This is a genomic window from Arcanobacterium hippocoleae, assembly GCF_031456295.1.
Classification (GTDB): domain Bacteria; phylum Actinomycetota; class Actinomycetes; order Actinomycetales; family Actinomycetaceae; genus Arcanobacterium_A; species Arcanobacterium_A hippocoleae.
On sequence record NZ_JAVDUJ010000001.1, the window covers coordinates 922,887 to 940,035 of the forward strand.

Below are 17,149 nucleotides of genomic sequence, written 5' to 3' on the forward strand. Positions count from 1 at the left end.
CTTTATTGAGATACGGACACGCTTGGCGGAAAACCCCACCCAGCAGGAGAGTATTTCGCAAACGTGTTAATCCAGTCATCAAGACTGGTAATTTCAAGAGAAAGAGAATTATGCATAACTTGCCCATTGCCGATATAGATTCCCACATGACCAAATTTCCACCCTTCAGCTCCACCTGCACTTGAACGCTCCACCGCAACTACCATTCCCACTTTTAGCTGTGACCGATCACTGTTATGGGCAAAGTTCCGATAAAGATCATTAGCATTACCCACAGGTCTAGGCAGCCCTGCATTTTGATAAACATTATTAACCCACATCGCACACCAACCTGCGCCTGTAAAAGGGGTTCGTTTAGTTGCAGCAAGAATAGCTTGCTGAACTTCGGTAGATGCTTCTAATTCACCTCCACCTGTAGTTAATTGGTTATAAAACTTTTGAGCTTCCGCAAATCGCTTCGGGTAAGAAATACCTGCCGCCCAATCTGCTGGACGTTCATAACAGGCAAGAAATGCGTATGTTGCAAGCCCTAAATCAGGCTCTTTCAGCCATGAAGAATAAGAGACACTTTTGCCCGTGTACTGCGGAACATGTAGCGCATAATATCCACTCGCATGAAGACCCGTACTCCACGATGATGGCAATTGATTCATAAAATATTCGGTTTGAGCCGCCGCACTATCCAAAGCTTTACCATTGGCTTCTGCCCATTTTTTATAATTGCTATAGTTTCCAACACCCTGCTTAGTATCAGTGAACTGGAATAAACCATAACCATATTCATACGCCGTATTATTACCTTGCCTATGATACTCGGCAGCGGGATTCCATCCTGACTCACCTGAAATATTGCCCATAATAGCCGCAATCTGCACGTTATCAAGCCCGCCCGCCCGCAATGCTTGAGCAACTTCCAACTGCACACCAGAAAGCTGCCCAAACGAACCAGAACCATATTCTTCATTACTGGGATTACTTATTGCCGCAACTAAAAGCAAAGCACTTAAAAAAGCTAAAATAATCCCGATAAACACTGGCGATGCAATAAATACCAGCTTCCCCATACCTGCTTTCACACCTGGGAAAAACATCTTTTTTACCGCAAACTGCCGCGTTATATTTTGAGTAGCAGCCTGTTTGTAAACACTCTTTTTAAAATAGCGATGCGCTTGCGCACGTACCTGATTTTGCGTTGCACTGGTTGCACTGGCTGCTGTTTTTGTAGCTGATTGTTTACCTGCTACTTTAGCAAGAACAGTTTTTCCCGTGTGTACCGCGCTTTTGAAGGTTCGTGGCGCATGGTAGGCTCGCTTACCCCGATAGTAGGCATCATCAATACCTTCCAATTCGCTGTCATCTAAAGCTTTATGAACACCTTTGCGCATGGTTTGCGCAAAGGATCCATCCAGAGATTTTTTCAGTGCATGTTTACTACTGAATTTTTGCGAGACTTTATTATCAGAAGCAATATGCCCACTACCCTGTTCATAGCCACCGTGGACATTACTCTGTTCATGACCACCGTGGCTTTCTTCCCCACCAACACGATCCGCATCCTTCCTATCCCTTATAACATCAGCATTGCGGGCTTTAGCTTTGTGGCGTGATTGTTGTGCCGATGGGGAATAGCCGTGCCGTGAGGAGCGTGATAATGAACTTTCACCACCTTCGACAATTCCTGAATTGATGGCATCCGTCTTCTCAGTCGAGAGCAAGCTTTCACTTGCCTGATATTTCTCTTCGCCTGTTTTTACAAAGCTTTCTGCTTTCATATATTCAGATACCACCCTTTCTTCGTTGTTATAACTGCTCTATTTGTGTCTACCCGATGCTTTGTCCACGTCTGCCGTAACGGTTTTCTCATTCGGGTTAGTACTGAAAAGTTCATAGAGCACATTCCCTGACGGGAATTTTCCACGGATAGGCACCCGGGCATTTCCTGCGATCAGTAGTCCGTCTCCTGCTTCAGCTGATTCATCAATGCACTCTTCTTCCTGCTGGGAAAGGTTTAACAGTTCTGCCCATCTCATCCGGTCGAGCGGGGACTGCTTTAAAAGCATCAAAAAGTCTGCATTCAGAACAATATTTTGGGCTGCTTCATTGTTCAGCATGGCAACCGCGTTCTGCGTAATACCCGTCAGTAATAGACCAAATTTTCGCCCCTCATTTGAGAAGCGCGAGAAATAGTTGAGCACGGTCGGATAGGCAAAAAGCGACTGCATTTCTTCCACATATAGCCATGTACGCACACCTCGCTTGGCATTGAAATACATACGATTACGCACAGCTTCACACACGTTAATCAGCGCAAAGACCAGCATTGAATCCGGCAAGTCTTTCAAGTTGAAATCAATGATCCGGTTGTTAAAGTCCGTGTTGGATTGATGGTTGAAAAAGTCCATCGCTCCTTTAACAAACCGCTCATAGCGTAAAGCAATGTTTTGGGCTTGGTGCTCTGGCTGTTCTTTAGCAATATCGTAGAAATCCTGCAAGGTTGGCGGCAGATTATCGCCTCTTTCTACTGCACGGTCAAATGCTAGTTCCACACAACGCTGAATAATGGACTGGTCAGCTTCTGAGAGGTTTTGCCCCGCTTCAGCAGCAGATGCTCCAGCTTGAGCAAGCATGGCATCAATCTTGAAAGCTATCTGCTCACTTCTTCCTAGATGCTCAACCGAAACAGTATCGAAAGGGTTAAGATAAGTATTTGTACCAACACCGAAACTATAGGTACCACCCCCATACCGCTCAGTAATACCCGTGTATTCACCTGCACGGTCGATAATGAAGATTTCATCGGTCGGATTGGCAAAAATAGTTCCCGTCATTTCAGTTTTAACAAACATACCTTTACCTGAACCGGTTTTACCGCACACAAATCCCATCGGGCTAGTGAGTTTCTTACGGTTACAGATGACAAGATTTTTCGAATGCTTGTTCTGCCCGTAATAGTTTCCACCTTGATCGTCCAATTCCTGAGTCGCAAACGGCACAAGGATAGCAACCTGAGCAGTAGTGAACATACGACTGATTTCCACATAGTTATGCCCAAGAGGAAGAATCGAATTAAGTCCACGACGCTGCCTATATTCATAGGTGTCTACTTCAATGGAATTTTGACGTGCTGTGGAAATAATACGCAGAACTTGCGAATCCAAGGCTTCTTTAGATTCTGCATACGTATAAATCAACCCTGTAAAAACATAAAGGCGTTGATTTTTATTTTGCAGATGGTCAAGAACATCTTCCGTCTCATCTTTCGAGTATTTTAATTCTTGGGGGAGAATCGAAAAATCATAGCCTTTATTCACAGCCGAACGCTGTTCTTCAATAATTTCTTTATCAATCCATGCACTTCTAGTACGAACAAAATTAATCGCTTTGGATTTTTCCATTGGCTGCACAAACCAGGTCACTGCCATAGGAATAGGCAAATCTACAATATCTGCTAGGGCACGGTCGGAAAGTTCAGAGCCGAACTTTTTCATAACAAGCACTTGCCCATAAATACCGTTATCAAGCTTAAAACAATCATTGAAAATACCATCTGGCTTGAAATCAATTTGTGTTGGCGCGATACAATCCTTTGTAGTCTGCATCGCCCGTGCTGAAATATCGGTTTGGTAATCAAAATAGAACGGCTTATAAGGATTAAGCAGGGAATGAATCACAGATAAACGCTCTGTTCCATTCATTAAATGAGCTTTAGAACCGATAGAAGAAAGAATCCTGCTAGTTTCCGTTTCAATACGCGAAAGCTGCCTAGTCGCAATTTCCGCTGTTTCCGCATTGACGGTATAAGTTAAATAACGATGCCGACGAATATTGGATACACCTTCTAAAACTTTATCGTTGAGAATTTCATTAAATACAGCGGCATCATTTTTAGCAGCGGCAGTGTTCTGTGTTTCTGGTTGGAAGAATCGCCTATTTCCAACCTCTTCCTTCAATAAAGGAGTATTAATAACACTCATTTGCACAAGAGCATCAGCACCAAACTGGTCATACAAACGGGTTAAGCCTGAAAACATCGTTTTTTGCTGCTCATCACGCACAGAATGATAACTGGTATCTTCAAAGGCGATAGAAGCAGAAAACAAACCTTCTTCTACCTCGCAAATACCATCTTGATGCATGGCGTTATAACCAATATAGTCTATGACGTTTTTCGCGCATTCCCGTTTCCTACGAAATTCTTCAGTCTTATTAGAAAGTTCCTTATCACGATCTTTCAACTGTGATTTCACAGATACGTATTTTTGACGAGAGACTTTCCTTTGACGAGCCAGTTCCTTCTTCGCCAATTTTTTCTCTTTACGGGATAGTTTTTCACCAGCAATCTGTGGACGAAAAACAATCGAACCCAACGCCTGAGTATCAATATCATGATCACCAGACGTTTTATAAGAACGCACAAACTCATCAATATTATCAATCATCACTGAGTCGCGTTCCTCTCCAGCATTGTCAAGAGATAACCCGCCGTGCTCTAGGAGAGTAGGCTTCAATTCCTTTAAGAGATCGTTCTTTTCGATAGTATTTTTCATAAACATTTCCTTTCTTCTTACAATGCGAATGCGGCGTTTCGCATACCCCAGCCAAATAAAAAGATGGGGTGTAAAAAATGCGATCATTGCTCAATTTTGCTTTTACCCACAAGGGCGCAAACTTCTCAAACGGCATTCCTTTCGGACGAAAAAACCCGCACAGCCAAAAAGGCAGAGAAATAGCATAAATAATGATCGTGTACTCACCGACATTCAACCCGAGAACAAAATAAATATAGAGTCCCGCAAGGATAGACGACCCAAGCGCACCCGCAAGGGAAATGAGGGTGCGCATGGTCATTTTCCCCACCACTTTGGGCTGATATTCGGCGATGTCTTTATGCACGGTTACCGATAACATAAACGCAGCACCATCGTTTCTTATTAGCCTGCAAAAGAAGTATCTAACGAACCGAAATAGACAGCAGCGCCGATCACAATTGCTCCACCAACAATCATCGCAATAGCTCCAGAAAGTTGACCGCCACCGCCTTGCATACCATCTTTAATCGTCATACCCAGATTTATAAGACCAAAAACGATTAGAATTCCTCCCAGAAATGTGATACCAGTTGTCAAAAGGTTCATAACATTGGCTAACATAATTATTTTCTCCTTAACTTGTTTTTATAATTTTGTAAATCCATATAAGCTTGCGAAACCGACGACTACACCACCAGCAACAATCAAAGCGAGTGCTTTTCTCGTTTCCCCGCCACCGCCAGCTAATCCGTCTCTTAACTGAAGTCCAAGATAAATCAGTCCGACCGTAATGACCGCCATTCCGAAAAAAGCAATCGGTTTTACAGCAAGCCGGACAATTTCTTCCATAAACACCTCCTTTCTTTTGCTCTCTTTTACATGCCATATACTTATTGCTGAATAAGATAGCTTTTCCCTTCACGCACATACCGACCAAAATCAAACGATTCATCATGAAGACGATTAGGATTGCGTTTATCCACGAGATGCCCGTACCTAGGATGAGTGCGGGGGTCATATTTTTTATCCATAAGCGGATTGGTGCCCGCAATCAAAAGGATTGCTTTTTTACGGCTCATTTTCCCGATTTCTGCCGCATCAATAAGATCACGGCTACCAATCTGCGTATTCTTAGACGAACTAGAAGACTGACCCGACGAAGAACCATAGGTTTTTTGCCTGATGGTTTGCTTACCGATCATTTCCGAGATTTCCTTATTGGTCGAGTTAGATTTCCCGCCAAGAAAAAGGGTGGTATCACAGCAGTCAATAATCGTCTTTGCTTTCTTGTCATATTTCGATTCAAGCTGCGCCATTGACTGCAAAATAATCGTGATACCAATATTTCGAGAACGAGTCACCGCGATAGTTTCTTCAATTTGTGGAATCGTGCCAATATTGGCAAACTCATCGAAAATGAAATGAACAGACCTAGGCAGTCGTCCACCATAATCTTTCAATGCTTTACGACAGAGCTGGTCAATGCACTGCCACATCATAATGGCAAAAAGGAAGGATAGGGTTTTATCGGTATCTGATAAAATACCGAAAATGACGCTTTTGGAATCTTTGTCTCCAAGCGTATCTAAATCCATCTCGTCTTTAGTTAAAAGTTCTCGCACACCAGCAGTTGCAATAGGAGCAAGGCGAACATTACAAGAGATAATAATAGATTTAAGAGTCTTCCCGGCAGCTACCTTAAAGTTCTTATAATTCATCAACGCGAAATCTTCATCAGGGGATAAACCACCTTTTTCTGCTGGTTTCACACCATCACTGTTTCTGATAAACAAAGAAGGTTCCCACGAAAAAGAACTTCTTGCTTTTCCACTTGTAAAACTTCTAGACAAGCCTTGAGCCGGAGTAGCATCCGCCGATTGGAGTGCGCCCGCCCCTGTGTCAATATATCGTTTACCATCTTCAATCTGCTTGAAAATCAAATCGAGCGGAGACTTAAAGTTCTCATCATTCTCACTCGCTTCTGCCAACGACAACAACGTAAGAAGACTGGAGAGGTTATAGTCCTCTTTCGGGAACCAATCACGAAGCAGCGCAATAAGAGACGTGTACAGCATTTTCTCTGCGTTTTCCCAAAAAGGATCACCCGCTTTCCCATCCCCATTCGTGTTCACAATGTAACAATTGACAAACGAGAGAATATCCGTATCCGTTTTTACATATTTCAGCGGATTATAATGCATGGAGTCTTCAAGGTTAATCAAGTTAAAAGCTTTAACTCGATACCCGTTATCCGTAAAAAGAAATCCTGCATCATTCAGGAGCGTACCTTTCGGATCAGTAATAAAATACGACGAATTGAGCTGACAAATATTCGGAGTCACATAGTTAAAAGTCTTACCCGAACCAGAACCGCCAACAACAAGAACATTCAAGTTTCGATCCAATTCTTGATCAAACTTAGGACGAGAAAGAGCCAGACCGTAGTTTTCCGTAAAAAGCAGATTGTTATCTTCATTCGTAGTGTCTAAGAATTTTTTGCCTTCTTTTTTCGTCCCCCACCTAGCAGAGCCACTTTCCTCGCCCACCCGAAGAATTTCAAAACTTTGAATGTAATACATCCAAATCAGCCACACGATAATACACAAACCCAATCCGGTTAAAACACAAGGAGATCTCTTATCAATCTGGAACGGGAATTGGCGGATAAGAGTAAACATCCCGCCTGCAGCATCACTCACGTGATTGAATATGTTTCCCTCATAAGATAAAAGCTGTTGAGTATAACGGTTACCAAAATAAAACGCTCCACCAGAACTGATGAGAGTGATGACGGCAGATACCAACATCTTCCTACTCAATTCAGGATTCGAGCTTTGCGATGATTTCCCCATAATTCCACCTTCTTAACGCTGGGGATTCATCTTGTCAGAAATATCTGTGACCCTATCTTCAATACCACGCTCTTTAGACAACTGCTTAGCCGCCACACGTGCAGCCTTTGCTTCTGAGGAAAGAGAATACGGAGAGGACGATGCTCTATCTGCACTCTTTCGCACAACAGACGGGGCGACATCCGACCCTGACTGCTCTCGCTCTATTCGAAGCGTAGAAGTATTAGTATCCATACCATCATGGGATTCAATCCCTTGATTAATATCCGCGGTTTCACCTCTTGCATCGAGCGAACCATCCGAAAACCGCATTTCCAGCCCATCAAAGGTCACATCCGTACCATATTTACCTTTGAGAGTATCCCCACGCACATTCCACGCAAGCATTTCTCCCTGATCATTAGGAAAATCTTTAGTGAAAAGCGCTTCACCCGCCTTGCTCGTATCCATACGAACACCATCTTCAGCAAGAAGGTCACGAAACTCATCCATCGAATCCGCTTGCGATAAAGCACCAGCAACGATTTTCGCAATCGTGTCAGTCTTGTTCACAGTCAAATCATTAACAACATTTTTCGCAGATTCCCGTTCTTTATAAGATGAAAGCTGCAATCCACAATCAATAACATTTAAATTTTTCATCAAATCCTGCTCACTCATATGAGCAATCGTGGCAGTACGATCAAAAAAATCATTCAAATCAATCTTGTTAGCATAGAAAAAGTCAGGAATCAGCTTCTCAACCTTCCCATACCCAATAGAATCAATCAGCAAAAACCCATGCTGTTTCTTATCCTGTAAACCAATAACAGCAACACCCTGTTTCTCACAAATCTGGAGAAACTGCCTTGTATCAGCCACAGTGCCAAACGGAACACACATATAACCCGATAAACGCTCATCAGCCTTAAAACCGGCGCCACCAGTCGGCACCGTTTTCGTTTTAGTCGTTTTACTATGGTTTTCATAATTCGTTTTACTATGGTTTTTGTAATGGTCAAACAGGGATTCACTACAATATTTCGCACCACGTCTCAAAGCACGAAGCACCATATCTCCAGTTTCATCACCAAAATCTTGCATAATGAACTTCCTTATTTTTTCTTAATTTTTTAGACAAGGTAATCCCGTTTTTACGGTTGAAAGCAGCCTTCTAAAACTTAAAAACTTAAACTCCTTGTGGTGGCACACCCACGCATACACGGATATGCCACCACAAGGACAGCAAATATTTAGCCAAAATACTTTCGACCAAAACGCATCGCAGCAACAAAATACGCACCCAAAAGCGTCAAAATCGTTCCCGCAATCACCACACCACCAGGCACACTCGCACCAGTCTTTGCAAGCTGTGGCACAGAAGTATCAACACTCTTTCGCGGCTTGACCCGATCATCACCAGACTGCACAGGCTTAACCGGCTGAGCAGGCTTTGCCGAAGGCGCTGCCGGAGCACTATCCGAAGTCACAGGCACTTCAATATCTTCATAAACCTGAGCAGACTTAACAGGAGCCGGAACCACAGGCTTAACCGGCTGAGCAGGCTTAGCAGCATCCGCAGGCTTAGACACAACAGGAGATTTTTTAGCAGGCGCAGGCTTTGCCGGTTGCGCAGGCGTTACCGGAGCAGCAGGCTTAGGCGCAGGCGTTACCGGAACAGTATCCGCAGGCTTAACCGGAGCCGGAACCGCGGGCTTAGGCGCAGGCGTTACCGGAGTCGGTGTCGCCACAGATGTACTCGTATTAGCAGGTGCTTCTTCCACCGCTAACGCTGGCATTGCTGGCAACGCCAGCGTTAATGTTAGAATTGTTCCAGTCATAAGTTTTCGCTTCATGACTATTTCCTTTCCAATCGTGTGATTGAGTATCAAAAATTCGATTCCACGCGAGATGCGGAAATCTAGCAAAGACTGGAAAGCCAACGCCGGCAAGCTTGAAACTTTCCAGCCCTTGCAAATATCAGATGAAGGAGATGATTTATCTACCCAAAAGCTGAAAGCGACTAAATAGCTTTAGGAAATAAATCATCTTCTTCTCTTTCTCTATTCGTCCCCTTCTTACGAGAACGAAGCATTACAAACCCAGTAATAAATGCTGAAGCAGCAATAGTTGCCAAAACAACCATGCCTGCCGCACCAGTTTTCACAAGGTCAGGGATAAAAGGCTTGAACACGGTTACCGTTTGATCTTCATCTTTCAAATCATGATGCACTGAAACCGTTTGCCCGTTATACAAAACATCTTCAAATACCACAATTTTCCTACCCTCAAACCCGGTAGCATCAAAACTGATTTCGACGGTTGCGCAATCATCACTGCTCTTTGGAATAAACTTGCTTTTAACCACAACAGGCTTACCATTCGCATCTAACACAGGCTTGCCATCATCAAAGACGAGGCTAGTTACGATCTCATATGCCACCCCCGGCTTTAATTGCTTATTCACATCACAAACACGATCCACAATTGTTTGATTAGCCTCGGGTTTAATCTCTTTATCCTCATCAGCCACATCTCTTGCCGTAGTCTTAAGCTTTGAACCTGGCTCGAAACCAATCGTCTGATTTTCATCATTAATATCAGCATGAACCGCGATTTCACGCCCATCAGACTTCAAAGTTTCAAAAGCCACAGTAGTCTTTCCAGCAAACAAGCCTGCATCAACCTCAAAGACGACTTCCACGGAACCGTTCACGCTCTCAGCCTTAAACTCTGCTTTCGACACGATCGGCTTACCCTCACCATTCAATAACGGCTTCCCAGTAGCCTTATCAACCAGCTCACCATCAACCGAATACGGCTTCCCTACTTCAAGATTCGTGTAAGTCACCACGTCAACCAGCTTACGTACACCAAACCCAGGAACCTTCCCACGAGTGTTGTCATACATTAAAGTCGTATGCACACTAGGCTCAGGCTTCACCGTGAATTGCTCAGCCTTATCTTCTACCGAAGTAGTAAGCGACTTTACCCGATCATCACCAGCAAAAGATGAAACAAAAACATAGGTACCAGGAACCAGCTTCCCAGCCTTATCAATTTTTGCCAGCCATGAAGTATCCCCAATGGACGGATAAAAACCATTCTTAGCCGGAATACTTACCGTGTTCCCAATCTTTACCGCCTGCGAAATATTTTCCTCTACCACTTCCACCCCGTGAGGGAAGAAAAGAATAGAATGCTCAATAACTTTCACATCAGCCTTAAAACCGGCACCACCAGCAAAATCAGGATGATTCACAGGCATACCCTTAACCCACACATCATCTACAAAATAAGTGCCAGATTTCGTATCACGCACTGATAACGCCGAATCAATCACAGCCTCATATCTAGCCGATGTCGTCTCTTCAGGAATCCCATAGCCATCAATCCAGCCAGAATCAATCCACTTCACATACTCTTTAGCCTGGTCAGCCTCACGCACTTCCCAAACCCAAGTATAAAAACCATCTTTCGGCGCGCCACCAGCATTAACCTTAAGAACCTGCCCAGGCTTAGAAGCAGTAACCGTCATAGATTTTATTAACTCAGCCTTATCAGGTGCCGCTTTAGATTCTTCTGGCAGCATAGAAGGTGAATGGAAATACACGCTCGCACGATAAGTCACAGGAACATACTCACCCGCATCAAACGAACCATCACCAAGCCGCGTCCACTCACCATCACGGAACCTTGGATCAGCAGACGCAGTAAAAGTATCAGTCAAATCCTGCCCATCAACCACTTTCGCGCTTACAACATTAGACACGCCCATTGGACGGAACGGGAAATTCTCACGCGAAGTCTCAGCATCTAACCCATACTTATCCTTCCAGCCAGAATCAATCCACTTCGCATACTCTTTAGCCTGGTCAGCCTCACGCACTTCCCAAACCCAAGTCACCCAGCCACGCTTGGTCACATTAACCTCAGCATTCAAAACCTGCCCAGGCTTATTCCCAGTAACCAAAACCTCGCCAAGCTTCACCGCACCCTCAGGCACAGCATCCACCGTCTTAGGCTTAACCCGACCAGCCCAATAAGCAGTCGCACGATAAGTCACAGGAACATACTCACCCGCATCAAACGAACCATCACCAAGCCGCGTCCACTCACCATCACGGAAAGCCTTATCAACCATCGTGGTCAAAGAATCCCGAACCTTACCATCCGTATTCACCTCAACCGAATGAGCCTTAGACACACCCATTGGACGGAAAGGAAAATTCTCACGCGAAGTCTCAGCATCCAACCCATACTTATCCTTCCAGCCAGAATCAATCCACTTCGCATACTCTTTAGCCTGGTCAGCCTCACGCACTTCCCAAACCCAAGTCACCCAGCCACGCTTGGTCACATTAACCTCAGCATTCAAAACCTGCCCAGGCTTAGAAGCAGTAACCAAAACCTCGCCAAGCTTCACCGCACCCTCAGGCACACTATCCGAAGTCTTAGGCTTAACCCGACCAGCCCAATAAGCAGTCGCACGATAAGTCACAGGAACATACTCACCCGCATCAAACGAACCATCACCAAGCCGCGTCCACTCACCATCACGGAAAGCCTTATCAACCATCGTGGTCAAAGAATCCCGAACCTTACCATCCGTATTCACCTCAACCGAATGAGCCTTAGACACACCCATTGGACGGAAAGGAAAATTCTCACGCGAAGTCTCAGCATCCAACCCATACTTATCCTTCCAGCCAGAATCAATCCACTTCGCATACTCTTTAGCCTGGTCAGCCTCACGCACTTCCCAAACCCAAGTCACCCAGCCACGCTTGGTCACATTAACCTCAGCATTCAAAACCTGCCCAGGCTTAGAAGCAGTAACCAAAACCTCGCCAAGCTTCACCGCACCCTCAGGCACACTATCCGAAGTCTTAGGCTTAACCCGACCAGCCCAATAAGCAGTCGCACGATAAGTCACAGGAACATACTCACCCGCATCAAACGAACCATCACCAAGCCGCGTCCACTCACCATCACGGAAAGCCTTATCAACCATCGTGGTCAAAGAATCCCGAACCTTACCATCCGTATTCACCTCAACCGAATGAGCCTTAGACACACCCATTGGACGGAAAGGAAAATTCTCACGCGAAGTCTCAGCATCTAACCCATACTTATCCTTCCAGCCAGAATCAATCCACTTCGCATACTCTTTAGCCTGGTCAGCCTCACGCACTTCCCAAACCCAAGTCACCCAGCCACGCTTGGTCACATTAACCTCAGCATTCAAAACCTGCCCAGGCTTAGAAGCAGTAACCAAAACCTCGCCAAGCTTCACCGCACCCTCAGGCACACTATCCGAAGTCTTAGGCTTAACACGACCAGCCCAATAAGCAGTCGCACGATAAGTCACAGGCACATAATCGCCAGCATCAAACGAACCATCACCAAGCCGCGTCCACTCACCATCACGGAAAGCCTTATCAACCATCGTGGTCAAAGAATCCCGAACCTTACCATCCGTATTCACCTCAACCGAATGAGCCTTAGACACACCCATTGGACGGAAAGGAAAATTCTCACGCGAAGTCTCAGCATCTAACCCATACTTATCCTTCCAGCCAGAATCAATCCACTTCGCATACTCTTTAGCCTGGTCAGCCTCACGCACTTCCCAAACCCAAGTCACCCAGCCACGCTTGGTCACATTAACCTCAGCATTCAAAACCTGCCCAGGCTTATTCCCAGTAACCAAAACCTCGCCAAGCTTCACCGCACCCTCAGGCACAGCATCCACCGTCTTAGGCTTAACCCGACCAGCCCAATAAGCAGTCGCACGATAAGTCACAGGAACATAATCGCCAGCATCAAACGAACCATCACCAAGCCGCGTCCACTCACCATCACGGAAAGCCTTATCAACCATCGTGGTCAAAGAATCCCGAACCTTACCATCCGTATTCACCTCAACCGAATGAGCCTTAGACACACCCATTGGACGGAACGGGAAATTCTCACGCGAAGTCTCAGCATCTAACCCATACTTATCCTTCCAGTTTGCATGCACGTAATCGCTGTTAGCGCCTTGTTCAGCTTTGATTACTTCCCAGACCCAGGTAATATATCCGCGTTTGGTGGTTTTTAGCTTAGCGGTGAGGTTTTGACCTTCACCACTTGCTTTTACTTTGACTTCGCCTAGTTTTTCTGCTCCAGCAGGCACACTATCCGCCGTGGCAGGCTTTACCCGACCAGCCCAATACGCGGTAGCTTTATAGGTAACTTCTACGGGGTTACCGCCAACTTCGAGCCATTGCCCAGACCCATAATCCTTATCAACACCAGTGGTAAGGACATCAGAAATTGTGCCATCCGTATTTACTTCTTGACTAACGGCTTTTGATACACCAAGCGGCTGAAAATCATAAATAACATTAAATGCTTCTCCCTCGCGCACTTCAGGATCTGCAGGACCAGCGATTTTACGGGTAATTGTTTTTTGAACCTTCCCATTATGGTCAATAAGCGATAAAGTCTTATGAGTCCCCGCATAAGAAACGTTGTAAGTCACTTTGCCGTTTCCGGTAGATTTCCAGTGCAAGGTAATTGGAGCATTAGTGGTCACGCCAGACCATGTGTTCGTGCCAGATTCAGTAATAATCGCTGGACCATTGAGTTTAACTGTTACTGGCACATTAATCGCCGGTGAACCATCATCGTAAGTAGTATAAATACCACTAATTGTCCCTTCGCGTTTCCCTCCTCCATCTACACTGGAATTTGAATAGCCAATCGCGGCGCTCTTAATAGCTTCAGCACGCAACTCAAGAGCTTTTGCAGCAATTTGCGGGGCATGAGTATTTACTTTTTTCTCCATATCCGCCACAGCTCTATCTGCCTTCACCTTGCCATCAACCTCAAAATTCGCATGGACAAGAAAGCTAATACCAGCAGCAGTGAGAGTGTCTTGCGTATTGTTATACTTTTCCAAAAGATACGCGGTTTGCGGGGTAGTCAGCTCATAGCCACTCAACCGTGGCGTAGAAGAACTCAAATCAGTAACATTAACTACTTCAGCGTTACCAGGATCAGCCATCAGCCACTGAATACAATACCGCGCCCAACCCTGATACGAACCCTCCGTACCAAGCCAGAAACTATAAGCACCCTTATTCCCAATAAGACCAATCCCAACCCCAGTCGGGTTAGTGTGCGGCGGCTGCGTTGTAATTCCAGCAGCGTGTGCTTGCCCAATCGGCGCTAAAATAGCTGTACACGACAGCATTAGCACTGAGAAGAAGACCCACGCATTACGCCAAGGTCTCAAAAAATATTTCTCTTTCATTACTCTCCTTCACCCAATCCTAAGATCGGATATTGCATGATTGACTTTTCGTAAAAACATTTACGAAGACCATTTATTTAAGGGCAAGGAACTTCAACAGGATCAGAACCTAAAACCCCAGAAAAACACTGATCCTTTTCTCCGGTTACTACCCAAGTACCACCACTTGGATCCTTTGACCCCGGCACAATCGAAGACTGATCTGCACTCGGCTTAGCAGGCTTAGCTGGCTGTGCAGGTTTAACCGGTTGCGCAGGCTGAGCAGGCGCTACCGGAGCTGGCTGTGCAGGCTTAACCGGCTGCACAGGCTTTGCTGAAGGCACTGCCGGAGACTTTTTAGCAGGAACAGAAGGCTTAACCGGCTGATCAGGCTTAGGCGCAGGCGTTACCGGAGCAGCAGGCTTAACCGAGCTTGGCTCAATATCTTCATCTGAAGACTTCACCACTTGCTTATATCCCTTAGACGAATCCTCTACACGCACATCTGAATTTGACCAGACCCAAAAAGATATTCCCACTATCAAAGCACACAAACCGATAAGACCACCACCGGCAAGGATCTTAGCCTTTTTAGACATATTCATTAATTTGTTCATTTTCTTGTCGCTTTCTCTTAAGTGAAATTTTTTGATTTATTTCTAATCCCGATCAGGAACCGGATTTATGGATATGGAGTGTCTATCTGGGGAGTATCTTGAAAAACAGCTCCTGACCGGAAGACTAATCAAGCCATACTCGGCTCTATACCCGTTTTATCACAGGCTTCCCCAGATATTTCCTTGCTTTTTGAAAAAGATGGGTGCGATAAGCAAGAAACAACATCCCCTTCCCTGGCTTGCAGCAGCTTTTCACATGCTTGATCTACACTTACAGGAAAAGGCGAAGAAACCATCACCGAATGCTTCTTCCCGTCTTTCACCATCAAGAACCGATACACTAGCCCAGCCCGCTCAAGACGACGCAGCGCCGCACGGCAAGCTTTCTCACCAGCACCGCTACGCCTAGCCAAAGACCTATATCCACCATCTTCTAAATCACCAGAAAGAAGAATAACTAAAATACCTAACTCCACATACGTAAGCTCCTGACGCTGCCATAACTCGATCGGAAGAGACACACACCTTGGAACAAACGAAACAAGATTTCCACTCACAATAAAACCTTCCCATCCAACGAATCAGAATTTGCAGAATCTGATGAAAGCTGCTTTGAAAGCCACCTATCAGCACGAGACACCAAACCCGCATCAGCACGCGGAAAATTATTCAAAAACCCATTCACCACCAAACACTGCTTTTGCCACGGCAGACTAGACCTACCCTCAAGAATCGAGTTCACCAGGTCAAATACTTCACCAGGCGAACGCTCTCGCCTACCAGAAACCGGCACCGGCTTTACCGCAAGCGCATCACGCACACGGTAAATCACCAACCCGCCCCCATTAGCTAAATCCACCGGCAAAGGCTGAGCTGCAAGTTTTAATCGAATCTGGCTCGGCTCCCAACCTTGACCAATCCCAACCCGTAAAACTTCCAAGCACACTTTCGCCGCACTCTCACCAAGAACCGAAAGATAATCCGGCGGAATACACTCTTGCAGCAAAACTTGATCCTCAGACCCGATCCCACCATGCCATGCCACACCAGAAGAATCACTTTTTCCACAAGCTAAGGCTTCCCTGGAATGGTTGGAGGATATTCTTGGAGGTTTACTGTTACATATAGGTGCACGCTCTTGCACCTGTGGAATACCTAAATTTGCACCTGTGGAACCATCCCCACCCTCACAAGTGCAAATATTGCACCTATGGACTTTTTGGCTTTCTGACGCGGTTTTCTCCACAAGTGCAATATTTGCACCTATGGACTTATCCACAGAACCAACAGAAACTGAATCTGAATCTGGCACTACTACATGATCTGGAGCAACAAAATCCCCAATCTCAAGATGCACCCGATAAACCGTGCCAGACCGATGCTTATGAGGCGAGCGAGCCATACACACCTCAGAATCAGAATCACACCACCGGTAAATCCCTTTCCGAGAAATCAACCCCCAACCTTCCAAAGCTTTCAAATGCTTTTTAACTGTCCGCACCTCACACTCACTACGCACAGCAATCTCTTCCTGCGACCGCCAAGTAACATTCTCATCATTAGCAAACTCACACAAAGCCAACAACACCAACTTCGCATTCGCACCAACACCCTTCACCTGATCCAAACACCAAGCAGACGCACGCCAAGACACTACAAACCCCCACCCTCCACACGCACACACTCAACCACTAACGCAATAAGCGCTGACGGCAACCCAACTTCCTTCAAATCACCGTCACCATCAGAATTCAAAATCAATAACGGACGCATTCCAGACACGCAACCATGCTCACCATCAGGCAAACGAACAAGCACAGGCAAATCCCCTTCAGACTTTTCCTCAGCCTGCCTTAAAAGCTGCTTAAACACAGATAAACTCAACGTTTCCAT

At 45.5% G+C, this 17,149-nt stretch carries 13 protein-coding genes; all 13 read right to left on the reverse strand.

Annotated features, from left to right (window positions below; all coding sequences use genetic code 11):
• Nucleotides 1-2 precede the first annotated feature (2 nt).
• Entirely contained in the window at nucleotides 3-1,772 is a 1,770-nt protein-coding gene (locus J2S36_RS03905) for a phage tail tip lysozyme (RefSeq protein ID WP_309955768.1), read from the reverse strand.
• Between the two features lie 39 nt (nucleotides 1,773-1,811).
• Nucleotides 1,812-4,547, reverse strand: a complete 2,736-nt coding sequence (locus tag J2S36_RS03910; protein ID WP_309955770.1) for a VirB4-like conjugal transfer ATPase, CD1110 family — start codon at nucleotides 4,545-4,547, stop codon at nucleotides 1,812-1,814.
• Nucleotides 4,468-4,908 carry a PrgI family protein gene (locus tag J2S36_RS03915; RefSeq protein WP_309955772.1) on the reverse strand — a complete coding sequence of 147 codons (441 nt, stop codon included), beginning with the start codon at nucleotides 4,906-4,908 and terminating at the stop codon, nucleotides 4,468-4,470. The genes J2S36_RS03910 and J2S36_RS03915 overlap by 80 nt, the downstream gene beginning before the upstream one ends.
• Before the next feature lie 23 nt (nucleotides 4,909-4,931).
• Nucleotides 4,932-5,150, reverse strand: a complete 219-nt coding sequence (locus J2S36_RS03920) for a hypothetical protein (RefSeq protein WP_309955774.1) — start codon at nucleotides 5,148-5,150, stop codon at nucleotides 4,932-4,934.
• A 24-nt stretch (nucleotides 5,151-5,174) separates the two neighbouring features.
• Nucleotides 5,175-5,378 (reverse strand): hypothetical protein, encoded by a 204-nt coding sequence (locus J2S36_RS03925; RefSeq protein ID WP_309955776.1) that lies wholly within the window; start codon nucleotides 5,376-5,378, stop codon nucleotides 5,175-5,177.
• Nucleotides 5,379-5,419: 41 nt separating this feature from the next.
• On the reverse strand, nucleotides 5,420-7,381 hold the full coding sequence (locus J2S36_RS03930) for a VirD4-like conjugal transfer protein, CD1115 family (RefSeq protein ID WP_309955778.1): 1,962 nt from the start codon (nucleotides 7,379-7,381) through the stop codon (nucleotides 5,420-5,422).
• A 12-nt stretch (nucleotides 7,382-7,393) separates the two neighbouring features.
• On the reverse strand, nucleotides 7,394-8,464 hold the full coding sequence (locus J2S36_RS03935; protein ID WP_309955781.1) for a hypothetical protein: 1,071 nt from the start codon (nucleotides 8,462-8,464) through the stop codon (nucleotides 7,394-7,396).
• 149 nt (nucleotides 8,465-8,613) lie between these two features.
• Nucleotides 8,614-9,216, reverse strand: a complete 603-nt coding sequence (locus J2S36_RS03940; protein WP_309955783.1) for a hypothetical protein — start codon at nucleotides 9,214-9,216, stop codon at nucleotides 8,614-8,616.
• Between the two features lie 167 nt (nucleotides 9,217-9,383).
• Nucleotides 9,384-14,660, reverse strand: a complete 5,277-nt coding sequence (locus J2S36_RS03945) for a VaFE repeat-containing surface-anchored protein (RefSeq protein WP_309955785.1) — start codon at nucleotides 14,658-14,660, stop codon at nucleotides 9,384-9,386.
• 77 nt (nucleotides 14,661-14,737) lie between these two features.
• Nucleotides 14,738-15,244, reverse strand: coding sequence for a hypothetical protein (locus tag J2S36_RS03950; protein WP_309955787.1), 507 nt, complete (start codon nucleotides 15,242-15,244; stop codon nucleotides 14,738-14,740).
• Between the two features lie 140 nt (nucleotides 15,245-15,384).
• The gene (locus J2S36_RS03955; protein ID WP_309955789.1) at nucleotides 15,385-15,813 is read right to left on the reverse strand and encodes a hypothetical protein; all 429 of its coding nucleotides are present in this window, start codon (nucleotides 15,811-15,813) and stop codon (nucleotides 15,385-15,387) included.
• Nucleotides 15,810-16,910, reverse strand: a complete 1,101-nt coding sequence (locus J2S36_RS03960) for a helix-turn-helix domain-containing protein (RefSeq protein ID WP_309955791.1) — start codon at nucleotides 16,908-16,910, stop codon at nucleotides 15,810-15,812. Before J2S36_RS03960 ends, J2S36_RS03955 begins: the two co-directional genes overlap by 4 nt.
• The gene (locus tag J2S36_RS03965) at nucleotides 16,910-17,149 is read right to left on the reverse strand and encodes a hypothetical protein (RefSeq protein ID WP_309955792.1); all 240 of its coding nucleotides are present in this window, start codon (nucleotides 17,147-17,149) and stop codon (nucleotides 16,910-16,912) included. The genes J2S36_RS03960 and J2S36_RS03965 overlap by 1 nt, the downstream gene beginning before the upstream one ends.